The organism is Streptomyces sp. NPDC046887 (assembly GCF_040644755.1).
Lineage (GTDB): Bacteria > Actinomycetota > Actinomycetes > Streptomycetales > Streptomycetaceae > Streptomyces > Streptomyces lichenis.
In genome coordinates this window covers 15,735-37,970 of sequence record NZ_JBEYXH010000001.1, presented here as the reverse complement: position 1 = coordinate 37,970, position 22,236 = coordinate 15,735, and the positions used below count along the sequence as shown (strand labels likewise).

The window sequence follows — 22,236 nt, the reverse complement described above, 5'->3', positions numbered from 1 at the left end:
GGCCCTTGACCTCAAGCAAACTTGAGGACCGAGGCTCGTCGGCGTACCCACCGCTGGACGCGCCTGAGGAGAGCCCGCCATGCACGCCGTACGTCTGCACGCCTTCGGCCCCGCCGAGAACCTCGTGTACGAGGAGACCGCCGACCCCGTACCCGCCCCCGGACAGGTGCGGATCGCCGTCGCCGCCGCCGGGGTGCATCTGCTCGACACCGTGCTGCGCGAGGGAGAGCAGGGCCCGTTCCCCGCCCCCACCGAACTGCCCACCATCCCGGGGCGGGAGGTCGCCGGGACCGTGGACCGGCTTGGCGAGGGCACCGACCCCGGCTGGCTGGGCAAGCGCGTCGTCGCCCATCTGGGCATGGTGCCCGGGGGCTACGCCGAGCTGGCCGTGACCGACACCGCGCGGCTGCACGAGATCCCGGACCGGCTGGACGCCGCCGAGGCCGTCGCCATGATCGGCACCGGCCGTACCGCCCTCGGCATCCTCCAGTCCTCGGCCCTCCGCCCCGGCGACACCGCCCTGGTCCTGGCCGCCGCCGGCGGCATCGGCACCCTGCTGGTGCAGCACGCCAGGACCGCCGGGGCCACCGTGGTCGGCCTGGCCGGGGGACCCGAGAAGACCGCCCTGGTCCGGGCCAACGGCGCCGACCTGGCGGTGAACTACCTGCGCCCCGACTGGCCCGAGCAGGTCCGGGCGTATCTGGGCGAACGCCGGGCCACCGAGGTGTTCGACGGCGTCGGCGGGGACACCGCACAGGCCGCCGTGGACCTCCTCGGCCCGGGCGGGCGGCACCTGGGGTACGGCTGGGCGGGGAAGGGGCTACGCGACGGCGAGCCGCTCATCCTCACCGAGGAGGAGCAGACCGCCCGCGCCATCACCTCCCTCCAGGTGCTCGGCCCGGAGATGATCCGCAAGGCGGGCGGGGACATCCGCAACCTGGAGCTCCGCTCACTCGCCGAGGCCGCCGCCGGCCGACTGCGCCCCGCCGTCCAGCGCTTCCCGCTCGCCGAGGCGGCCGCCGCCCATCTCGCCCTGGAGACCCGGGCGACGGTCGGCAAGGTGGTCCTCGTCCCCTGAGCAGCCCCCCCCAGGGACTCGCCCGGGCCGCCCCCGACGGGTGAAAGCCTTCACGCGACCGCCGCAGCGCCGGGTGTGGCGGCGCGGCCCGCCCCGCCCCGCTCACGCACCATCCATGCCGACCGCGGACCCGGGACCGGAGGGCAGGGCATGGCAAGCACGGGCAGGGCAGACAGGGGGACGGACGGGCGGGTTACGAGGGGGCGGGTGCGGCGGAGGCGGTACGCGGCCGTCGCCGGGCTCGCAGGAACGTTGCTGCTCTGGCCCGTCGGACCGTCCCCCGCCACCGCCACTCCCTCGGCGACCGCCTCCGGCTTCGTCCCCACGCCCCCCTCCCCCGGGACGCTGGCCGAGGGCCCCGTCACCCAGTGCGCGGCCGCCGGGACGGTACGGGGGCGGCTCGGACAGTACGCGCAGGTCACCCTGTGCGTCACCGCCGGCGGCGGCAGCATGACCGTCACGGCCGCCGCCGACTGCCGGGCCACTGCGGCCGGTGCCCGTGCGCGGGTGTGCCGTACCGCCGGCGGCTGGGCCATGCACCGCGAACCCGGCGGCGGCCCGGCCGTCACCCCGGTCCCGGCCGACGAAGCCCCCGCCACCGGTACCCTCGCCGGCCGCACCGACTACCCGGGCCCCGGCACCTACCGGGTGGCGGCCGACGTACGGATCACCGCGGCCCCTCCGGCAGACGCCGCTGCGCACCCTCTGGCAGATACCGAGGCCGACGCCTCCGCCGAGACCCCCGCCGAGACCCTGCGCGGCCGGGTCGGGGCCGTCTTCACCCTGACCGAGCCGAAGCCGCAGCCGGCCTACCGCACCGAGGTCGCCGGCCCGGACGGACGGGCCGCCGCCCTCGCCCCGGGGACGGCGACCCACCTCACGTACACCGTGACCGCCACCGGCGAGCACGGTGACGGCAGCGCCCGGCTGGGCCTGATCGGCGAGGCGGGCAGCGGGATGGAGGTCATTTCCGCCGACGCCCGCTGCGTCAACCCGCTGCCCGGGCGCTACCCGTCCACCACACGCACCCGGCACGCCCTGGACTGCACCCTCACCGACATCCAGCCGGGGCGCCCCGCCACCGTCACCGTGCGGGCGACCGTGCGGGACACCTGCTCCACGCTGGTGGCCAAGCTCGGGCACTGGACGCCAAGGGGCCAGAGCCCCACCGGCGGCATGCTCGACGGCCCGACCGTCCCCTGCGAACCGGCCGAAGACTGACCGCCTCCGGCAAACCGGCCGAGGACTGACCATCCCCCGCGAGGCGTCCGAGGACTGACCGCCCGCCCCCGGCCGGAGGGGGGCGCACCCGGCGGCGAGAAGACGGCTCCCGGTCGGCCCCCGGTCGGCCCCCGCCGAAAGGTGCCGGCTACCCGTCCACCGCCGCCAGCTTCACCAGCGCCTCGTCCGACACCCGGTTCACCGTCCACTCCGACATCGGCTCGGCGCCGATCGAGCGGTAGAACTCGATGGCCGGGGCGTTCCAGTCCAGTACGGACCACTCCAGCCGCCCGTAGCCGCGCTCCACGCAGATCCGGGCCAGCTCCCTCAGCAGCGCCCGGCCGTGCCCACCGCGCCGGGCCTCCGGCCGTACGTACAGGTCCTCCAGATAGATCCCGTGCGTCCCGCGCCAGGTGGAGAAGTTGCGGAACCACAGGGCGAAGCCGACCGGCTCCCCGTCCCCGTCCTGCGCGATATGGGCGAAGGCGGCCGGGTGCTCCCCGAACAGCGCCTCGCGCAGCTGCTCCTCGGTGGCCAGCACCTCGTGCGAGGCCCGCTCATAGGCGGCCAGTTCATGGACCAGGGCGAGGATGACGGGCACGTCTTCGGGTATGGCGGTACGAATCATGGCCCGCAGCCTGCCGAACCTCCCCGCCCCACCGCCACCGACTTCCACCCATTGGACGGCCGTTCCGACAGGTGTCCCTACCGTCCCAGCCCTGGACACGCATCCTTACCGTCCCAGTCCCGCACACGCGTCCCTACCGTCCCAGCAACATCCGCCCCACCTCCACCACCTCCCCCTCCAGCAACGCCTCCCCGCCCTCCTCCACCTCCACTCGCCAGAGCGCGTCCTGGAGCGCCCGGGCCAGGGTCAGTGGAGCAGCCGGTCCCCGGGCTCGCCGGCCACCTCGGCCAGCGCCGCCGCGCATCCCCGTACCAGCCGCCGGTCCTCCGGCCGCCCCAGCGCGGTCAGAACGGCGGGCGCCCGGTCCAGCATCCGCCGGGCGATGGCGTCCAGCCGCCGCAGCCCGTCCGGCGCCTTCACCGACGACAGCCGCGCCGCCACCCCTGCCAGCACCCGCACCGCCGCCCGGCTGTCCGGGACCGCCGACAGGGGCCGGTGCTCGTCCAGCCGCTCCAGCAGCAGGGTGCCGGTCTCCGGGTCGTCGCGGAGCAGCCGTACCGCGCCCTCGCCCCGCCAGGCCCGCAGCGCGTCCGCCTCGCCCGCGCTCTCCTCGTCCGGCGACGGGAGCTTCAGCGCGGCCGGAGTGCCGTCCGCCGCCACCTCCACCGGCAGCACCAGCGACCCGACCCCGTGCATCGCGGGCCCGGTACGCCGCAGCCCCCACCCGGTCAGAAACCGCTCGGCCTGCCCCGGCAGCGCGGCGAGGAAGGCCCGCCCACGCTCCCCGCCCCACCGCAGCTGCGCCCTGACCAGCCCCTCGGGGATCTCGACCACCGGACCCCACCTCCGTCTCCCGCTCAGGCCACCATGAAGTAACGTCCCGCCTCACGCACATCCCACGTCACGCTTTCCGAGGATCGCGAGGCCCTCATATGAACACCGTCAACGGCGGCATATCGTTCTGGTACGCGCAGCAGGGCGCGCCCGTGCCCCGGGAGCCGCTGCCCGGCGACGCCACGGCCGACGTCTGCATCGTCGGCGGCGGGTACACCGGGCTGTGGACCGCGTACTACCTGAAGAAGGCCGTCCCGTTCCTCAACATCACCGTCCTGGAGGCGGCGTTCTGCGGGTACGGGGCCTCCGGCCGCAACGGCGGCTGGCTCTACAACGGCATCGCCGGCCGCGACCGGTACGCCAGGGCGCACGGGCACGAGGCGGCGCAGCGGCTCCAGCGGGCGATGAACGACACCGTCGGCGAGGTGATCACGGTCGCCGCCGAGGAGGGCATCGACGCCGACATCCACCAGGGCGGCGTCCTCGAAGTGGCGTACACCCCGGCCCAGCTCGCCCGGCTGCGCGACTTCCACTCCGTGGAGCTGGCCTTCGGCGAGACCGACCGGCTGCTGTTCGGGGCCCGGGAGACCGCCGAGCGGATCCGGGTGGCGGGCGCCGTCGGGTCGAGCTGGACGCCGCACGGGGCGCGTATCCATCCGGTGAAGCTGGTGCAGGGGCTGTCGGCCGCCGTGGAGGCCCTCGGTGTCACCATCCACGAGTCGACCCCGGTCACCGAGATCAAGCCCAAGCACGCCGTCACCCCTTACGGCACGGTCCGCGCCCCGTACGTGCTGCGCTGCACCGAGGGGTTCACCCCCACCCTCAAGGGGCTCAAGCGGACCTGGCTCCCGATGAACTCCTCCATGATCGTCACCGAGCCGCTGTCCCCCGCCCTCTGGGACGCGATCGGCTGGGACGGCCGGGAGACCCTCGGGGACATGGCGCACGCCTATATGTACGCGCAGCGCACCGCCGACGACCGGATCGCGATCGGCGGCCGGGGCGTGCCGTACCGCTACGGCTCGCGCACCGACAACGACGGCCGTACGCAGCCGGCGACCGTGCTCGCCCTGCGCGAGATCCTGATCCGCCTCTTCCCCCGCCTGGCGGGCGCCGGTATCGAACACGCGTGGTCAGGCGTCCTCGGCGTGCCCCGCGACTGGTGCGCCACGGTCACCCTGGACCGCTCGACCGGGCTGGGCTGGGCGGGCGGCTATGTCGGCTCCGGCGTCGCCACCGCCAACCTCGCCGCCCGTACCCTGCGCGACCTCATCCAGCAGGACTCCGGCCAGGCCGGCCCCACCGAGCTGACCACCCTGCCCTGGGTCGACCACCAGGTGCGCACCTGGGAGCCGGAGCCGCTGCGCTGGCTCGGCGTGCACACCCTGTACGCCGCCTACCGGGCCGCCGACCGCCGCGAGTCCGCCGCCCGCTCCACGGCCACCGACCGCATCGCCACCCTCGCCGACCGCATCTCCGGCCGATGAGCCGCACCATGTCGGAGTCCATCAACGGGCACACGGGGGCTCACGCCACCTCGATCCCGAAGTCCCCCACCAGCTCCGCCAGTCCGCCCCGGTAGCCGCGCCCGCCCAGGACGAAGGACCAGTCCCCGCCCCGGCGGCGGAACGACCCGAGCACCAGGGCCGTCTCGCCGGGGCGGCCGTCCGACACCGCCAGCCGTTCCAGTTCCTCCCCGCCCGCGCCCCGCAGCAGGATCGCCGCCTCGGCGAACCCGCCCAGGTCGGCGCCCGGGTCCGCCTCCAGGTCCACGGCGGCCGCCAGCACCAGCCGGTCGGCGCCGGCCGGCAGCGCGTCGAACTCCACCCGTACCGCCGCCCGGTCACCACCCCCCGCACTCCCCCGATCCGCCCGCCGGGGCAGCATCCGCACCGCCCCCTCCGGGGTGGCCGGGTTGTTGTAGAAGACGAAGTGCTCCTCGCTCAGCACCCGCGAGCCGGCGCAGACCAGCGCGCACACATCCACCGCCACCGCCCCGGTCCACGCCATCCCCAGCACAGTGAAGTCCCCGTCCCTGTCCCTGTCCCTATCCTCATCCCCGTCCCCGGAGGCCTCCGGCGGCCGGACCGGCTCCGGAGTGTCAGTCCCCAACCGCCCCCGCAGCCCGTGCCGGTGCAGCAGGTCCACCAGCTCCGCGCCCGAGAGCAGGGTGAGCGGCTTGCCCTCGGCGAAGGCGTACGAGCCGGGGCCGAAGCCCGAGGTCGTCACCAGCACGCCCTTGTTGGCGCCCGCCCCCTGCACGGTGCCGTACAGGTCCCGTACCGCGCTCGGCGGCACGGTGTTCCGGTACCGCTTGACCTGCACCAGGATCGAGCCGCCGCTCAGCGGGTCGGGGTCGAGCGCCTCCACGTCCACCCCGCCGTCGTTGGACCGCCGGGTGGTCACCGCCTGGAGGCCCCGCGCCCGGAACAGCTCGGCCACCAGGTGCTCGAACTCCACCGGGTCCATCGCCAGCAGGTCCGGTTCCTCGCCGCCGCCGTGCGAGACGACCCCGGTGCCGACCTGGTCCGGGGTGCGCACCGCCCGCACCGGGGTCCGCGCGTCCGGCTTGGCCGACAGCCGCCCGCCCAGCGCGCCGGTCAGGCACTCCACCGCGCTGACCAGCTCCATCCGTATCCCGGCGAAGGCGGCCCGCTCCACCGCCGCCGTCGCCAGCACCACCCGCGCCGGGCGCCCGGTCGCCGGATCGGGCCCCTCGGTGAAGCCGTTGAGCACCACCGAGTCGAGCACCCCCGCCTCGTCGGCCGCGAACAGTTCCCGCAGCGCCAGCAGCACGCTCTGCGCCAGCACGTCCCGGTACAGCGCCCGCCGCTGGGTGACCGGGCGGGGCACCTCCCTGTGCTGGTCCGCGTTGATCAGATAGCGCACCATCCGGTGCTCGGGCACCACCTCGAAGCCGGGCAGCTCCCACTCCACCACCAGCTGCCGGGCGCCCCGGTCGTACGCCGCCGCCAGCCGGCGCGGGAACCCCTCCGGCCAGCACTCCGAGGCGTACAGCGCCGCCGAGAAGTACTCGACCACGGTGTCCGGCTCCCCCGCCCGCAGGGCCCGGTCCATCTCCGCGATGGACGCATTGTGCTCCCGTATCTCCGCCAGCCGACCGGTCGCCCAGCTGTCGTACTGGGCACGGTACGAGGCCAGTTGGCGGCGCCGCTGCTCCTCGGCCGCACTGGCCGCCGCCCAGTCCCGCTCGAAGCGCGCCCGCGCCTCGGTCTGCTGGTGCGGCCAGCGTCCCGCGCCCGCCAGATACGCCCCGAGGTCCGGCTCCGGCACCGGCCGGGCCAGCGCCCCGGGCGCGAACGGCTCGACCGCCTCCGGCCGCCGCAGCGCCGCCACCCCGAACGCCGTTCCGGCGCAGCCGGCGGTCAGCAGGCCCTCCAGCTCCCGTACCCGGTCCTCCAACTCCCCGGTCGCCCGCAGTGCTTCCGCCTCCCGCTGCCTGCGGTACGCGTCCCGCTGCTCCCGCTGCATCCGGTTCACGTCCCGCTCGTACGCCCGCTGCCGCCGCTCGGCCTCCCGGTACAGCCGCGCGGTCTCCCGCTGCTCGGCCTCCCGCTGGCGCTGCGTCTGCCGCTGCGCCTCCGCCCAGGTCGCGATCAGCCCACTGGCACGACGCCCCATCGACGCACCCCTCCCCTGCTCCCGCCGTACTCCCCGCGCACATCCGCCCGTTGAAGTATCAAGTGTCCCGGACGATCCGCCCCCGAGGGAGACTTCCGGCCGAAACTCCCCGTCTTCCTGTGCAGAAGCGACCGGTCCGACGGGCTGCCATCAGGTCGCCCCTGAGCGATCATGACCCCATGACCGACCGAGCGGCCCCCGACCCCGACCCCGCCCCCGGGCATGCCCCCTCCCCCTCCCCCGACGCCGAGTTGGGCGAGCGGGTACGGCGGTTGCGGCGGGAGCGCGGCCTCACCCAGCGGCAGGTGGCCGAGCCCAACTACACGGCCGGCTACATCTCCACCCTGGAGGCGGGAAAGGTACGCCCCTCCGAGGCGGCCCTGCGGCACATCGCCACCAAGCTCGGTGTCGGCCTGGACGAACTGGCCACCGGGCGCTCCGCCCGGCTGGTCGGCGAGGTGCGGCTGCGCGCCACCGACGCCCGCCGCGAACTGGCCACCGGGGACGCCCACCAGGCCCGGGCGCTCTTCGAGGCGGTCCGCGCCGACGCCGTACGGCTGGACCTGCCCGGCGAGGAGGCGGCGGCCCTGCTGGGGCTCGGCGACTGCGCCCTGGAGACCGGCGACCTCCAGCGCGCCATCGAGCTCTTCCGCTCCTGCGAGGAGGTCCTCGCCGAGGCGCCGCTGCACCACCGGGTGCCGGCCCTGCGCGGCCGGGCCACCGCACACCTCCTGGCGGGTGACCTGCGGTACGCCTGCTATCTGCTGGAGACGGCCATCGACCGGCTGAACGCCTCGGGCCTGCCCGACCCCGAGGCGCTGGTCCTGCTCTACACGGCGGTGATCGCCCCGTATATGGACATGGGCGCGCACACCCGCGCCGCCCAGGCCGCGAACCTCGCCCTCTCCCTCGAACCCCGGATCGAGGACCCGGCGCTGGTGGCCCGGATGCACCGGGGGGTGGCCCGCACCCTGATCGCCGAGGGCCGCACCGAGGAGGCCGCCGACCATCTGGTCCGGGCCCAGGAGATGTACCGCCGGCTCCAGATCCGCACCGAGCTGGCCCACTGCCACTGGATGCGCGGCTACGTCCACGCCCAGGTCGGCGAACTGGACCGCGCGGAGACCGAGTTGCGTACCGCGCACACCATCCTGGTCGAGCGCCGCGCCGAGCTGTTCGCTGCCCAGGTGGGCGTGGAGCTGGGCGATGTACTGCGCCGCCGGGGCCGGGCCGAGGAGGCCGCCGAACTGCTCACCGGGCTGCTGGAGCGGCTCGGCCCCGAGCACGGAGCCGTCCACGCGGGCGGCGCACACCGGCTGCTGGGGCTGCTGGCCGAGGACCGGGGCGACGACACCGGCGCCGAACGGTCCTACCGGCACGCCCTGGACCTGCTGCGCCCGGCCGGGGCCGCCGGCGACATGGCCGACCTCTGCCGGCTGCTGGGCGACCTGCTGCACCGCACCGGCCGTACGGAGGAGGCGATCACCGTCTACCGCAGCGGCCTCACCCGCTACGCCGCCACCGGCACCACCACCCTGGGCCCCGCCCCGGAGGAACCCCCGGTCTGAGCCACCCACCTGCCCCGCGCGTACGCGAACGGGCCGCAGGCACACGGGGGACGGCCGCAGACATACGGGGGCGGGCCACCGACGTACGCGGGCGGGCCGCAGACATACAGGGGGCCGGCCGCAGACATACGGGGGGGGCGGGCCGCCGACCCTCCTCAGCCGGCGGCCCGCCCCCTACTCCCTCCCCCGTCCCCTACCGGCGCACGGTCCAGGTGAGGGTGCGGGTGAGGTCGGCCTTCAGCGCCGGGTCGCGCACCCACGGGGTCCGGTCGACGACCGTCGCCGTGACCTTGTGGGTGCCCTTCCCCTTCAGCAGCCCCTTGGGCAGGCGCGAGGTGTCCAGCCAGGCGCCCTTATGGGCGTACGACTTGCCGTCGATCGCCCACTTCACCGTCAGCGCCGCACCCTCGGGCCGCTGCGCCACCACGCCCAGCCGCTGCCCACCGGACGAGCCCTTGGTGGTGGCCGCCTTCTGCGCGACCCCCGCCTTCCGGTAGAACGCCGCGATCATGGTCTCCCGCCCCGGGGCGTTGAACTCCCTGCCCAGCGTCCTCATGATCGAGTTCTGGCTGGGCCGGTAGATGCCCTGGGTGGCGTACTTGGCACCCTCGAAGGTGCCGATCGTCCCGCCGTCCGGGGTGGACTGGCCGAGCCAGCGGTACCACTTCAGCTTGTACTGCTTCATGCTGGCCTGCGGGTAGATCGAGACGTTGGGCTCGGACGGCTCGCCACCCTGGTAGCGGCCCGGGCTGTCGTACTCGTCGGCCAACCCGCCCAGCGAGTGACCCAGTTCATGGACCATGATCTGCCCGGCCTGGGCGTTGCCGCCGGCCGCGGTGGCCGCCGTGCCGCCCGCGCCGCCGTAGGTGGTGCTGTTGGCGAGGGCGACGACCTGGTCGACCTGCGGCGCGGCCGCCGCGTACTGCGCGGCCTTGGCCTCGTTGACGCACAGCAGCCGGGCCATGCCGCCGCAGTAGTAGTTCATGTCCAGCGCGGTGTCCCGGCGGACGCCCTGGGTCGGGTCGTCGTCCACGCCGGACTCCCGGGAGACCACGTTGACCTGCCAGACGTTGAACATCGAGCGGTAGCTCTTGAACGGCTCGACCGCGAACAGCTCGTTCACCTTGGACTTCACATGCCCGCGGTAGGTGGCGATCTGCGCCGAGGTGTAGCCGTCGCCGACGAAGACCAGGTCCACCTTGCTGCTGCTCGGCCCGTTCACCTCCACCGGCTCCACGGTGGCCGCCGCCGCGGCCTTCAGCGACCGTGCGTCCGGGGTCACTTCGCGCTGCACGGGTATCTCGACCGTCCGTATGGACCCGTCCGGCGAGAACACCTCCCGATGCTCCGTCCGTACCGCCGCCGCCGGGCTCTCCGCCCCGGCGGGCACCGCCTCCACCCGCGAGGCCGCGAGGCCCAGCGCGCCGACGGTCAGCGCCCCGGCCACCGCGGCCGTCACCAGCCTCCGGCTGCGGGACATCGGACGGGCGGGCGCCACCAGGGCGCCCCGATCTGGAAATCTGCTCATGGAAACGGACTCCTTGGCGTGGGGGAGCCGCCGGCCGGCGCACCGGGGGAGCGGTGCGCCGGGGGGATCCGGCGGCGCGGGGATGGAGTGGCGGCCCGCGACTCAACTACCGACTTAAGTCGATTGACACAGTCGCTTAACTGGGCGCTCAACCTAGGGCAACCCGTCCCCCACCGCAAGGAGTTGGACGCCCCTACCTCTCACCCGCCACCAGCCGGTAGCCCTCCCCCTCCCGTACCACCAGCCCACCCGTGGGCGGCGCGAAATGGGTCCCCAGCAGCAGCGTCCCGGTCCCGGCCAGCTCCCCGAGCAGCGCCCGCCGCGTCTGCTCCGCCGCCTCCGGATCGACATCCACACACGACCCGATCCCCGGCCGGGCGAGCTGCACCGGATGGTGCACACAGTCCCCCGTGATCACCGCCCCCGCGCCGTCCCCACCCTCTCCACCACCGTCGACCCGCACCGCCACATGCCCCGGCGTATGTCCGGGCGTCGGCACCAACCGCACCCCCGGCACCAGCTCACGCCCCTCCGCCCCCACCTCCACCGCGTCCAGCAACCCCGCCCGCTCCACCGGCTCCACCGAGTCCCGGAACATCTGCCGCCGCGCCTCGTCCATCGCGTACCCGGCCCAGAAATCCCGCTCCACCCGCGACACCACATACCGCGCGTTCGGAAACGTAGGCACCCACTCCCCGCCCTCGCTCCGGGTGTTCCACCCCACATGATCAGCATGCAGATGAGTCAGCACCACCACATCAACCGACTCCGGCGCGAACCCCACCGCCGACAACCGCTCCAGGTAATCCGTCCGCAGCCCGTGCCACGCCGGATTGGCCCGCTCCTTCCCGTTCCCGATCCCGGTGTCCACCACCACCTTCACCCCGCCCACCTCGAACGCGAAGCTATGGCTGGCCAGCCGCAACACCCCGTCCTCCTCCGCGAAGTCCGGCCGCAACCACTCCTCCCGCCCCACCACCTCCGGCGTGGCCCCCGGCAGCAACCAGGCCCCCGTCCCCTCCGCCAACAACAGCTCATCCACCCGGTGGACCACCACATCCCCCACCATCCAAGCTGCCCCACTCCCGCTTACCGCCTGGTCACCCATCTCCGCCACTCCCTCTCCTCGCTTCACCACGTCTGATCGTTCATGCCCGCGCAAGGTTCACCGCCCCATCCGACCCACCCCCTCCCTTCCTCCCGCTCGCCCGCAACCCCGCCACCGCCCCCAACGCCAGCAGGGCCGCCACCCCCGCATACACCTGCGCCGTCCTCCCCAGCCCCCAGACCTCACTTGCGGCCCCCGCCGCGATGACCGGCACGCTCATCGCCCCGTACGCCAGCACCTGGTACGCGGCGAGGCCGGCCGCCCGCTCCCGTACTGCCAGCCCCGTCACCATCCGCAGCACCCCCTGCGAGGCGGCCCCGAAGGCCACCCCGGCCAGTACGGCACCCCCGAACAGCGCGGCCGCCCCGCCCCCGTACAACGCGGCCAGCGTCAACGCCACCGACGGCAGCACCCCCACCGCTCCGATCATCGCCGCCACCTCCGGGCGCATCCTCCGCACCACCCACACCGTCACCGCGGCGGCCGCCGTCAGCGCGAAGAACGCCATCCCGCCCAGCACTTCGGGCAGCCCGGGCGCCACCACCCGTACGAGGGCGGGTCCGAGCGACGGGTAGAACCCACCCAGCGCCCACACCGCCGCCACCGCCCCGCCCGCCCGCACCAGCACACCCCGCCCGGTCCCCGCGGCCGTCACCCGCTCACCCTGCTCCCCAACCGGGATGACCTCCCCGGCCCCCCACACCACGACCGCCAGCACCGCGAACACCACCCCCGGCACCGCGTACACCACCACCTCCGGCGCGGGCCCGAACCGCACCAGCAGTACGGCGAGCAGCACCCCGCCCCCCATCCCCAGCACCGGCGCCAAGGCGTTCACCAGCGCCGCCCTCCGCTTCCCCTCCCTCCCCCGGCGAGCCACCAGCACCGCCCCCGCGGTGCTCACCCCCACCCCCGTGGCCAGGCCCTGCACCACCCGCCCGACCACCAGCCACCCCAACCCGTCCGCCATCGCCAACAGCCCCATCGCACCGGCCGCGACCACCAGCGCCCCCACCAGAATCCCCCGCCGCCCCCACCGCCCGGACCACCGCCCGACCGCCAGCAGCGCCCCCAGCAACGCCAGCGCGTACACCCCGAACACCACGGTGACATCGAGCCCCGACAGCCCGAACTCCCGCCGGTAGTACCCCCACAGCGGGGTCGGCCCACTGGACGCCGCCATCAACGCGACCAGCACCGCCCCCGCCGGCACCTTCCACCCCGTACGCACCCGCCCCCACGCCACCATGCCCCACGCCTCCCTAAACGCAACTCGTTTGCCTTAATGCACCGTAGCCCCTACCCTCCACTAACGCAATCCCTTAGCTTTACGCCCTCAAGGAGCCCCCATGCCTTTCTCCCCCATCCCCCAACAGCCCCTCACCCCCGAGGAATCAGCCCACTGGGCAGCACGCGCCGGCCTCCCCCTCCCTCCCCACCGCCACACCGACGTGGCGGCGGCCGCCGCCCACATCCACTCCGTCGTCTCCGTCCTCCGCGAACTGGACTTCGCCGACACCCCACCCGCCGCCACCTACCCCACGACACCGGCGACCGCCGAGGAGGCCCCCGATGCGACCCTCTGACCTCACCCTCACCGCCGCCGCTGAGGCGATCCGGCAACGCCGCCTCTCCCCCGTCGAGTTGGTGGACTCCGTCCTCGCCCGCATCGCCGAGACCGAGCCCCACCTCAACGCCTACGCCACCGTCACCGCCGAACAGGCCCGCCACACGGCCCGCCACCTCGAACGCGAGCTCATGGCCGGCCACCTCCGCGGCCCCCTCCACGGCATCCCCATGGCCCTGAAGGACCTGATAGACGTGGCCGGCCTCCCCACCACCGCCAGTTCCCAGGTCCGCGCCGGCCACTTGGCCGCCACCGACAGCACCGTGACCGCCCGCCTCACCGCCGCCGGCGCGATCCTCGTCGGCAAGACCCACACCCATGAGTTCGCCTACGGCCTGACCACCCCCCAGACCCGCAACGCCCACGACCCGGGCCGCATCGCCGGCGGCTCCAGCGGCGGTTCAGCCGTCGCGGTGGCCGCGAACGCCGCCACCTTCGCCCTCGGCACCGACACCGGCGGCTCCATCCGCGTCCCCGCGGCCCTCAACGGAGTCGTCGGCCTGAAGCCCACCTACGACCTGGTCCCCCGAGACGGCGTCGTCCCCCTCTCCTGGTCCCTGGACCACATCGGCCCCCTCACCCGCACCGCCGCCGACGCCGCCCTGGTCCTCACCGCCCTCACCTCCCAACAGCCCCCCGAGAAATCCCCCTCCCCGTCCCCCCTCCTCCCCTCCCCCCTCCGCATCGGAATCCCCCGCAACCATTACTTCGACCACATCACCCCCGAAGTCGAAACGACAGTCCGCCAAGCCATCGCCCACCTCTCCTCCCTGGGCGCCACCCTCACCGAGATCGACCTCCCCCTCACCCGCTACCTCCAGGCCACCCACTGGGGCCTGATGGTCCCCGAGGCCACCGCCTACCACGAGCAGACCCTGCGCACCGTGCCCGACCTCTACGGCGCCGACGTCCGCGTCCTCCTGGAAGCCGGTGCGCTCCTCTCCGCGGCCGACTACCTCCGCGCCCAGCGCGCCCGCACCCTCATCCGCGACTCCTGGGCGGCCCTCTTCGACCACGTCGACCTCATCGCCGCCCCCGCCACCCCCCTCACCGCCGCCCTCACGTCCCAGCACTCCACCACCTGGCCCGACGGCACCACCGAGACCGTGTCCGACGCCTACGTCCGTCTCTCCGCCCCCGCCAACATCACCGGCTTCCCCGCCCTCACCCTCCCGGTCGGCCACGACCAGGCCGGCCTCCCCATCGGCATGCAGCTCATCGCCCGCCCCCACGCCGATTCCCTCCTCCTCCACACCGCCCAGGCCTTCGAGCGCAGCTCCCCAGAAGCAAACCCTTCGCTTTAACAGCCCCCACCCCTCGTATCCTGACCCCATGAGCCCCCGACCCATGGCCCGGCCCGGCGGCCGCAGCGCCCGTGTCCAGGCCGCCGTCCACACCGCCGTCCGCGAGCTCCAGGACGAGGTCGGCCGCGACGCCCTCACCGTCCCCCTGATCGCCAAGCGCGCAGGCGTCACCCCCTCCACCGTCTACCGCCGCTGGGGCGACCTCCAGGAACTCCTCTCCGACGTCGCCGTGGAACACCTCCGCCCCGACACCGACCCCGACGACCTCGGCTCCCTCTCCGCCGACCTCACCACCTGGGCCGAGCAGTTCCTCGACGAGATGTCCTCCCCCGCCGGCCGCGCCTACCTCCGCGACGCCCTCCTCGGCGACCCCGACGGCACCAACGCCGGCCGCTGCTCCACCTACGCCGCCGACCAGATCACCGCCATCCTCACCCGCGCCACCACCCGCGAGACACCCGAGCCCGTCCCCACCACCGAACACGTCCTCGACCACCTCGTGGCCCCCCTCATCTACCGCATCCTCTTCCGCCCCACCCCCACCCCCCTCACCCCCACCTACGCCCACGCCCTGGTGGCGGACCTGCTCGGCTCCTAGCCCCTCGACTCCTGCCCCGGGTGCTCCTCCCACTCCAGCACCCGAACCACCTCCACCGGCCACCGGCCATCCCCCTCCCAGTCCGGCCGACGCGCCGCGACCTCCCGCACATACCGCTCGTGCCAACGCACCTGCTCACGGTGGAGCGCGGGGCGGGACAAACGGCCGACGGCCGGATGGCAGGCCCCGATCACCCGCGCGAGCACCAGCGCGGTCGCGGCGTCGCAGGAGGGATCACCAGGTCGTTCGTGCGGAATGCCGTACCACTCGGCGACCCTCTCCAAGGCACGCCCCCCGGACCGGACGGGCTCCGCATGACGGTCCAGCACCAGCGGATCGCAGACCGGCGACAGCCCACCGGCCAGACGATCGGACAACGGCGTCAGCCCATGCCGGAGCAGCTCGGTCTCCACCATGGTGAGCACGAACGGAGCGTGCCAGACCACCAGCGGCTCCTTGGTCGCCAGGTGCCCGAGGAGCACGGCCGCCAACTCCTCCATGGCCTCCCCCGCGGGCCGCCCGTCCGCACGCGCCCGCTCCACCGAGATCCCGTGCCCCTTCCCCGGCGCGACCGACATCGGCCCGGGCCCGGGATCAATGAGCCAGGACCGACGCATCCCGTCACTACCCTGCACCGCCGCACCGAGAACCTGGTCGACCCCGTAGCGGTTGCCGGTGGTCGCGATGTCCAGCGCCATGAGTCGGCGCCGATGCCACCCCGCGTGACCTCCGCGAGGCGGCGGCGCAGGCTCACGGACATGCCCACGGTGGTACACCTCCCACCCGCCCACGGGCGTACGGACAACCACCCCGCCCCCGGCCGCCACGCCCTCCCCACACACCCCGCACTCCCCGTCCCATTCATTGGCACGCAGCGCGGAGACGTCCGACGTGGTGCCGTCCGGATCGGTACTCGGTGCGTGCTCCGGGTGGTAGACCACCCACCTCCCCCAAGCACTCCGAAGCAGCACCCCGCCCCCGGCCGCCACCTCCAGGCCGCACCGGGCACAGGGGCCCACATAGGAGTTCGTCCGTACCGGGTTGCTCACCACGTCACCTCGACCCTCGCCGGACCACTGAGCGGTCCGGCTCTCCGGCAATGAGGCCGCCCAGGCTATTCGCCGCAGATCACCAGCGCCGTGGAGCCGCCCGCCCCAGCCACAGAGCAGGTCGCCATCCAACAACCCAAGCTGCCAGGCGTGCGGACGGCAGCCAGCTGCAGAGCGCAGAGCAGGGGCGCAGGCCCGGACGACGAGCCGCACGCCTCGCACGTGGACGCTCACCGTCTCTTCAGACGGCCGCCTTCTCGATCGCCTCGAAGATGTCCGCGTCCGTCTCCCGCTGCCACCCCGGCAGTTCCGCCCAGTCGGCCACATACCCCGGCTTCGGGTCGCCGAAGTGCTTGTACATCTGGGCGATCCAGCAGGTGGCGACGAAGCGGCCCTTCTGCTCGCGGGTGAGTCGGGCCGTGGTGCCGCCGCTCACGGCGACGAACTGGCGGACCTGCTCGTAGACCGCGCCCGCGGCCTCGCGCTCCCACTGCGGGGTGTCGTCCCAGGGGGTGACGTAGCCGGGCTTGGGGGTGCCGGGGAAGTGGCGGTGGACTCCGGCGATCCAGGTCTCGCGGAACAGTCGTGCACCCTCGGTCTGCGACATGGCCATCCCTCTCGTCACGGCGCACTCGGCGCGACGGCTTCGGCTTGGCTGCCCGAACCGCGCGGCAGCGCTCGGAGTCTATGAGGTTGCTCGGACCGATTTCGTCTTTCTGACGTAAATGGCTCCAACGGGTCCATCGTCGGCGGTCGTTCTGCGATCCTGAGAACGATCGAGAGGGGCTGTGGCGATGCGGTGGAAGATCCACGGGGAACGACCGATCTACGAGAACCCCTGGGTGAACGTCTGGCTGACGGAGGTCGAGCAGCCGGACGGGCGCCGGTGGGAGCACCATGTGCTCAAGCTGCGGCACCTGGCCGTGGCCGCCGTCGTCAACGACCGTCACGAGGTGCTGATGATGTGGCGGCACCGCTTCATCACGGATGCCTGGGCATGGGAGCTGCCCATGGGTCTGGTCGAGGTGGGCGAGACGCCCGGGGAGGCCGCCGCCCGCGAGGTGCTGGAGGAGACCGGCTGGCGACCCGGCCCGATGAAGCCGCTCATCTACGCCGAGCCGGCCAACGGCATCACCGACTCCCAGCACCATGTCTTCCGCGCCGATGGCGCGACGTACGTCGGACCGCCGACCGAGAAGAACGAGTCCGACCGGATCGAGTGGGTCCCGCTGTCGGAGGTGCGCGGGATGATCGACCGGCGGGAGGTCGTCAGCAGTGGCTCGCTCGTCGGCCTGCTCTACGTGCTCATGGACGAGGCGATCCGCTGAACCGGTGCGGCAGTATCCGCCGCAGTCCGGCGCCGAAGTCGGTGGCGGCAGGCTCGCTGTGGAAGGGCCGCAGCTCCTCGTACAGCTCCAGCAGATGGCCCGTCAGGCGTGGTGAGGCCACCGCTCCGGCTGGTACGAGGGCTGCGGTCGCCGTATGACATGCCTGGTCGAGGCTTCCGCGTCGGAGCTGTACGCGGGCCAGCCAGAAGGTGTGGAAGGCCCGGCTACGGTGGTGTGCCGGTGACTCGCGGCGCAGGGCGTCCGCGATCAGCGGCTCGGCCAGGACCACCTCACCGAGCTGGCCGTGCACGATGCCGGTGTCCGCGATCAGCTTCGGCTCGTCGAAGTACGCCACCCAGGCCGGATCGGGGTCGTGGACGGTGATCCGCTCGAAGGAGGCGTGGGCCGCTGAGATCGCCGAGTGAGCGGCACTGCGGTTGCCGAGACTCGCATGGGCGAAGGCCTCGCGCATGGCGAGCATGGCTGTGAGGCGCGGAGTCGCCATCGAGGTCATCTCCGCTTGGTCCTGTGCCGCGCGGACGAGTGCCAGTGCGTCGGCAGGCTTGTCCTGGTAGGTGGCCTGAAGGCTCATGCACGCGAGCACATTGGCGACGAACAGGCTGTCATCGATGGCCTTCGCCAGTCCGAGGGCTTCGGTGAAGTAGCCCCGCGCCTGGCGATGATGGCGGGCGTCGAAGTAGGTCCAACCGGTGAGCCGGGCCAACTCGGCCGCCACACCGTGCAGGCCATTGCGGATGGCCGGGGAGGGTTGTTGGCGCAGGAGGGCCATGACGTACCGCAGATGACCTACGAGGGCCGGGCGTAAGGTCTCGCCGCCGTGTTCGTCGTCGCGGCGCCAGTAGTCCGCGATGGCTGAGTGCAGGGCGGTCAGAGTGGAAGCGGTGAGGTCGCTCCGCTACCAGGGTGAGGACGTCGTCCAGCCCGACGCTCGGAAACGCAGCACTGGACGAGCGGGGCCGGTGTTGCTCGCCGAGGGACCCGCTCGGAGTCGGCGGGGCCTCCCAAGCGCGCCGTGCCAGCCCGAGCATGTGCCCGGGGATGCGCAGGCCGTCCGCGATCCGCTCGACCACGTCCATATGGAGGAGCTGACGACGCCCGGCCATCACTTCCCCGACGCGGCTCGGGGTGAGGTCACAGCACCAACCGTCCATGATGTTACCCAGGTTGGGTAACCGACTGGGCCTTCTTCACCGTCCCTGGGGATCGCGACGCTTCCGTCCATGAGCAACGAATCGGGCGGCGTACGCATGACGCTGCGGATCTCGCGCGACTCCGGACGCACCTGGGGCGCGCCCACCGAAGTACGAGTGGACGAGGACACCCCGGTCCCTGTCAGCCCCACCGTCTTCCCGCCCTGCGGGTGCGCGCGGTGCGTCGAGCGGCGACGGCTCCACTCCCCCGTCTCCGTGCGGAGGCTGCCGTGACGAGGTGCGCGCAGACGCGACGGGTGCCGCTCGACCTGATGCGGGAGGCGGCGGAGCGGGACATGGACCGCAGTGTCCAGTGCCAGCTGGGGGCGCATGGCGACGGCGAGCACTTCGGGCTGCTGGACGATGAGCAGGAGTATGGGACGGCGCTCTGGCTCCGGTGGCGGGGCGAGCAGTCAAGCCTGGCGGTGTTGGCGGACTGTCCGGCGGTCGGGTCGGGGCCGGGCAAGGAAGGGTGCGGTCTGTTCGCGGGGCACGGCGGGCCGCATACGTGGGAGAGCGGGGCCGCCACGGTGCCCTCGGTGGTATGAGCGGCGAAGGGCCGGTGCCCAGGGAGTGTCCCCTGGGCACCGGGCCATCGGAGCCGGGCTGACGGGCGCGCCGCAGGGTCCGAAGCGCCCCGAGCACTGACGGCGTCGGACCCGGCCCCGGGGGGCCCGTACCGAAGGGCGCCAGGCTTGCCGCCCGCGGCCGAGTGGGCGGCAAGCCTCTTGGATGAGGCGGCGGTCCACCTCGCGAATGGCTCCGAGCGGCAACCTCGGCCGCGAGGGAAGCCGGCGGGCTGTCCTCCTTCCTCTTCGACGACTCCGGTGCGTACGGGCAAGGTCTGCGTCGGGGGCCGGGGCGCACGCGGCGAGGGAGGAGGAGGTCCCGTGCCGGTACCGCGATGGGCACGGGACCGGTCAGCACCCCGGCCGGGCGGACGTGTGGGTGGGTGGGGGCCGGGGTGTAACGCCCCTGTCGTCGTCGGCCTGCTGCGCGGCCGCACCTGCGGGCCGGTGTTCGTCACCCCCGCCGCCCCGGCCCGGAGAGGGTCCTCAGTTGAGGGTGAAGGCTTGGGCGGGGCCGCCGGTGCAGGTCCACTGCTGGAGGCGGGCGCCGTCGTTGGTGGAGACGTCGGTGACGTCCAGGCACTGGCCGATGTTGTTGCGGGGGTGGAAGGACCAGGTGCCATCGGGGTGCTGGACGGGTTTGAACTGCTCGTTCGTGCCGCCTCCGTAGGCCCACAGCTGGATCTTGGCTCCGTTTCCGGTGGCCGAGGCTCCTCCGGTGACGTCCCATGCCTGGGTGGTGGCGTTGCGGCTGACGACCTTGTAGAAGCCACTGTCGGTGGGCTGGAACTGCCACTGCTGGTTGCTGTTGCCCGCCGCACAGGTCCACTGCTGCACCGCGGTGCCGTTGCCGGTGCCGCCACCTGCGGCGTCGACGCACTTGCGGCTGTGGGCGTTGATCACCGAGTACCACTTACTGCTGTCGATGCCTCCGCCGCCACCACCGGACTGCGTGGTCACGCTGACCGGTGCGGAGGCCGCGGAGAGGTTGCCGGCCGCGTCGAACGCCTTGACGGTGTACGAATACGTCGTCGACGCGCTCAGGCCGGTGTCGGTGAACGAGGTGTCGCCGGTGGTGCCGACCTGGGTGCCGTCGCGGAAGATGCCGTAGCCGGACACCCCGGTGTCGTCGGTCGACGCCGACCACGAGAGCGATACCGACGACGACGAACTGCCCGAGACCGACAGGTCGCCCGGCACGCTCGGTGCGGTCGTGTCCTCGCCGCCGGTGCCGGGAGCAGGCCACACGTAGGTGCCGACGGTCTTGGCCGGGAGGGTGCTGGTGATCTGCTGGGTCCCGGCGCGCAGGGTGAAGGGCTGGTCGGAGCCGGTCTGGTTGACGACGACGGTGACGAGGGTGCCGTCGGGGTTGAGGAAGGCGACGTCCGTGACCGTTCCGGTGCTGCCGTAGTTGGTGGCGATGCGCTGGGCTCCGCGGGCGACGAACTTGGAGAACTGGGCGAAGATGTAGTACTCGGGCGTCGTCCAGTAGGTGTCCGGGTTGCTCGCGGACTGGATGAGCATGCTGGGGTCGGGGGATCCGGACCACTGCTCGGGTCCGCGGTTCTGGTCGAGCATGGTGACCCAGTCCTGGTACATGATCGACTGGTTGCGGAAGTACTGGACGATGCGGTCGGCGCCGGAGGTGCCCCACACCGCGCGTTCGGTCATGGCGACGTCCTTGCCGGGGTAGTTGGCCTTGACCTGTGCCATGGAGGGCGGGTCGCCGCCGTAGTCGTGGAAGGCGACGCCGTCGACGGCGTTGAAGGCGTCGCTGGGTGAGCCGGGGTTGCCGAGGACGCCGGCGGCGTAGTTGACGCCGTCGGAGAAGTTGTGGTCGAACGCCCAGATCTTGGTGGCGCCGGCACCGTTGGCGTTGAGTTCACGGCGCAGGGCGATGGCCACACGGCGTTCCTGGTCGGCACTGAGGTACATGCCGGGGTAGTCCGATGGCGTGAACAGGGGCTCGTTCTGCATCGTGACCGCGGTCAGCGGCAGGCCCTGGCCGGCGTAGGCGGTCACGGCCTTGCGCAGGTAGGTGGCCAGCACCGGGATGTTGCTGTCGGGCAGGGACCCGCCGATCAGGCTGTTGCTGGTCTTCATCCAGGCCGGCGGGCTCCAGACGCTGCCGAACAGCAGCAGGTTCGGGTTGATCGCCTTGGCTTCCTTCAGGACGGAGATGATGTGGTAGTCGATGTCCTTCTGGATGGAGAACCGGGACAGGCTCGGGTCGGCCGGCCCGTCGTCGTAGGTGTAGAACTGCCGGGCGGTGAAGTCGCTGGAGCCCAGCGCGACGCGGGCGACGTTGAAGCCGGCGCCGCTGACCGGATCGACGAGCTTGCGGAGGGCCGCGGTCCGCACGGCGGGACTCATCCGCGACAGGTTGTAGATGGTCGACTCCTCCAGGGAGGAGCCGACGCCCAGGACGGACTGGTAGCGGGTCGCGGTGTCCGCGGTGATGGTGGCGTTACCGCCGGCGGGGCCGGGCAGCAGGTCGGGTTGCCTGGACAGCTGGTAGGGGGTGCCGGCCAGGCCCGCGGCGGGGTTGGTGAACCAGTTGCCGTCCTTGGGCCCGAACCCCGACGCACGGGACTCGGAGCTGAAGTAGACCTGCACCGAGGGGGCGGCGGTGGCGGCGGAAACCGTCGGCGGGGTGGCGGCCAGGGCGCCGGTGCCGACCAGCACACCGGCCAGGGCTGCCCCGGCAGCCGACAGCAGTCGACGGGTACGGCGGCGCGGGTTTGCGGGACCCGGCCGCGTGGCCGGGCGAGATGGACGCATCGTTCCTCCAGGGTCATGAAGGGGAGTGGCCAGAGGTGCGGGGCCGCGGGGTGTCCGGCGGTGCGCCGGGGCCGACCCGTCCTCATGGCCGGACCGTCCCCGGTGGGACCCGGGTCGTTGTGCGCAGGGCCCGGCCGGGGTGGCCGGGCCCTGTGTGTCGGG

Annotated in this window: 19 protein-coding genes and 1 pseudogene; 10 read left to right on the top strand and 10 right to left on the bottom strand. The window is 73.2% G+C overall.

Going from position 1 to position 22,236, the window contains the following annotated elements:
- Positions 1-79 precede the first annotated feature (79 nt).
- The gene (locus ABZ945_RS00155; protein WP_361261414.1) at positions 80-1,078 is read left to right on the top strand and encodes a zinc-binding dehydrogenase; all 999 of its coding nucleotides are present in this window, start codon (positions 80-82) and stop codon (positions 1,076-1,078) included.
- A 252-nt stretch (positions 1,079-1,330) separates the two neighbouring features.
- Positions 1,331-2,299, top strand: a complete 969-nt coding sequence (locus ABZ945_RS00150) for a hypothetical protein (protein WP_361261411.1) — start codon at positions 1,331-1,333, stop codon at positions 2,297-2,299.
- Positions 2,300-2,447: 148 nt separating this feature from the next.
- Here the strand turns inward: ABZ945_RS00150 and ABZ945_RS00145 are convergent, their stop codons facing one another.
- The gene (locus tag ABZ945_RS00145) at positions 2,448-2,927 is read right to left on the bottom strand and encodes a GNAT family N-acetyltransferase (RefSeq protein WP_361261408.1); all 480 of its coding nucleotides are present in this window, start codon (positions 2,925-2,927) and stop codon (positions 2,448-2,450) included.
- A 246-nt stretch (positions 2,928-3,173) separates the two neighbouring features.
- On the bottom strand, positions 3,174-3,761 hold the full coding sequence (locus ABZ945_RS00140) for an aminoglycoside phosphotransferase family protein (RefSeq protein ID WP_361261405.1): 588 nt from the start codon (positions 3,759-3,761) through the stop codon (positions 3,174-3,176).
- 98 nt (positions 3,762-3,859) lie between these two features.
- Between ABZ945_RS00140 and ABZ945_RS00135 the strand changes: the two genes are divergently transcribed.
- Positions 3,860-5,248 carry an FAD-dependent oxidoreductase gene (locus ABZ945_RS00135; RefSeq protein WP_361261402.1) on the top strand — a complete coding sequence of 463 codons (1,389 nt, stop codon included), beginning with the start codon at positions 3,860-3,862 and terminating at the stop codon, positions 5,246-5,248.
- 40 nt (positions 5,249-5,288) lie between these two features.
- On the opposite strand, the gene ABZ945_RS00130 is transcribed toward ABZ945_RS00135, so the two are convergent.
- Positions 5,289-7,403 carry a restriction endonuclease gene (locus tag ABZ945_RS00130; protein ID WP_361261399.1) on the bottom strand — a complete coding sequence of 705 codons (2,115 nt, stop codon included), beginning with the start codon at positions 7,401-7,403 and terminating at the stop codon, positions 5,289-5,291.
- Positions 7,404-7,582: 179 nt separating this feature from the next.
- Here ABZ945_RS00130 and ABZ945_RS00125 point away from each other — a divergent pair, with 179 nt between their 5' ends.
- A complete protein-coding gene (locus tag ABZ945_RS00125; RefSeq protein WP_361261395.1) occupies positions 7,583-8,971 on the top strand; it encodes a tetratricopeptide repeat protein in 1,389 nt (462 codons plus the stop codon).
- A 193-nt stretch (positions 8,972-9,164) separates the two neighbouring features.
- Here ABZ945_RS00125 and ABZ945_RS00120 read toward each other — a convergent pair whose 3' ends face one another.
- The 3 genes from ABZ945_RS00120 to ABZ945_RS00110 all read right to left on the bottom strand — a co-directional run bounded on the left by ABZ945_RS00120 (position 9,165) and on the right by ABZ945_RS00110 (position 12,856).
- The gene (locus ABZ945_RS00120) at positions 9,165-10,499 is read right to left on the bottom strand and encodes a M64 family metallopeptidase (RefSeq protein WP_361261392.1); all 1,335 of its coding nucleotides are present in this window, start codon (positions 10,497-10,499) and stop codon (positions 9,165-9,167) included.
- A 193-nt stretch (positions 10,500-10,692) separates the two neighbouring features.
- Positions 10,693-11,568: an MBL fold metallo-hydrolase gene (locus tag ABZ945_RS00115; protein ID WP_361261389.1), complete on the bottom strand. Its 876-nt coding sequence runs from the start codon at positions 11,566-11,568 to the stop codon at positions 10,693-10,695.
- Between the two features lie 79 nt (positions 11,569-11,647).
- Positions 11,648-12,856, bottom strand: a complete 1,209-nt coding sequence (locus ABZ945_RS00110) for an MFS transporter (protein WP_361261386.1) — start codon at positions 12,854-12,856, stop codon at positions 11,648-11,650.
- A 100-nt stretch (positions 12,857-12,956) separates the two neighbouring features.
- Between ABZ945_RS00110 and ABZ945_RS00105 the strand changes: the two genes are divergently transcribed.
- Genes ABZ945_RS00105 through ABZ945_RS00095 form a run of 3 tightly spaced genes read left to right on the top strand, consistent with a single transcriptional unit; the run spans position 12,957 to position 15,136 of the window.
- Positions 12,957-13,193, top strand: a complete 237-nt coding sequence (locus tag ABZ945_RS00105; protein WP_361261383.1) for a hypothetical protein — start codon at positions 12,957-12,959, stop codon at positions 13,191-13,193.
- Positions 13,180-14,538, top strand: coding sequence for an amidase (locus ABZ945_RS00100; RefSeq protein ID WP_361261380.1), 1,359 nt, complete (start codon positions 13,180-13,182; stop codon positions 14,536-14,538). Before ABZ945_RS00105 ends, ABZ945_RS00100 begins: the two co-directional genes overlap by 14 nt.
- 28 nt (positions 14,539-14,566) lie before the next feature.
- On the top strand, positions 14,567-15,136 hold the full coding sequence (locus ABZ945_RS00095) for a TetR/AcrR family transcriptional regulator (protein WP_361261377.1): 570 nt from the start codon (positions 14,567-14,569) through the stop codon (positions 15,134-15,136).
- On the opposite strand, the gene ABZ945_RS00090 is transcribed toward ABZ945_RS00095, so the two are convergent.
- Both ABZ945_RS00090 and ABZ945_RS00085 read right to left on the bottom strand, forming a co-directional pair.
- Positions 15,133-15,834 carry a 3'-5' exonuclease gene (locus ABZ945_RS00090; RefSeq protein WP_361261374.1) on the bottom strand — a complete coding sequence of 234 codons (702 nt, stop codon included), beginning with the start codon at positions 15,832-15,834 and terminating at the stop codon, positions 15,133-15,135. The genes ABZ945_RS00095 and ABZ945_RS00090 overlap by 4 nt on opposite strands.
- 592 nt (positions 15,835-16,426) lie before the next feature.
- Entirely contained in the window at positions 16,427-16,792 is a 366-nt protein-coding gene (locus ABZ945_RS00085; protein ID WP_361261371.1) for a hypothetical protein, read from the bottom strand.
- Between the two features lie 187 nt (positions 16,793-16,979).
- Between ABZ945_RS00085 and ABZ945_RS00080 the strand changes: the two genes are divergently transcribed.
- A complete protein-coding gene (locus ABZ945_RS00080; RefSeq protein ID WP_361261368.1) occupies positions 16,980-17,513 on the top strand; it encodes an NUDIX hydrolase in 534 nt (177 codons plus the stop codon).
- Here the strand turns inward: ABZ945_RS00080 and ABZ945_RS00075 are convergent.
- A pseudogene (locus ABZ945_RS00075) lies at positions 17,491-18,670 on the bottom strand (hypothetical protein); the annotation flags it as partial. The gene ABZ945_RS00080 and the pseudogene ABZ945_RS00075 overlap by 23 nt on opposite strands.
- An 84-nt stretch (positions 18,671-18,754) precedes the next feature.
- On the opposite strand from ABZ945_RS00075, the gene ABZ945_RS00070 reads away from it, so the two are divergent.
- Positions 18,755-18,958 carry a hypothetical protein gene (locus tag ABZ945_RS00070; RefSeq protein ID WP_361261365.1) on the top strand — a complete coding sequence of 68 codons (204 nt, stop codon included), beginning with the start codon at positions 18,755-18,757 and terminating at the stop codon, positions 18,956-18,958.
- The gene (locus ABZ945_RS00065; RefSeq protein WP_361261362.1) at positions 18,955-19,272 is read left to right on the top strand and encodes a hypothetical protein; all 318 of its coding nucleotides are present in this window, start codon (positions 18,955-18,957) and stop codon (positions 19,270-19,272) included. Before ABZ945_RS00070 ends, ABZ945_RS00065 begins: the two co-directional genes overlap by 4 nt.
- 507 nt (positions 19,273-19,779) lie before the next feature.
- On the opposite strand, the gene ABZ945_RS00060 is transcribed toward ABZ945_RS00065, so the two are convergent.
- Positions 19,780-21,978 carry an RICIN domain-containing protein gene (locus ABZ945_RS00060; protein WP_361261359.1) on the bottom strand — a complete coding sequence of 733 codons (2,199 nt, stop codon included), beginning with the start codon at positions 21,976-21,978 and terminating at the stop codon, positions 19,780-19,782.
- Positions 21,979-22,236 lie beyond the last annotated feature (258 nt).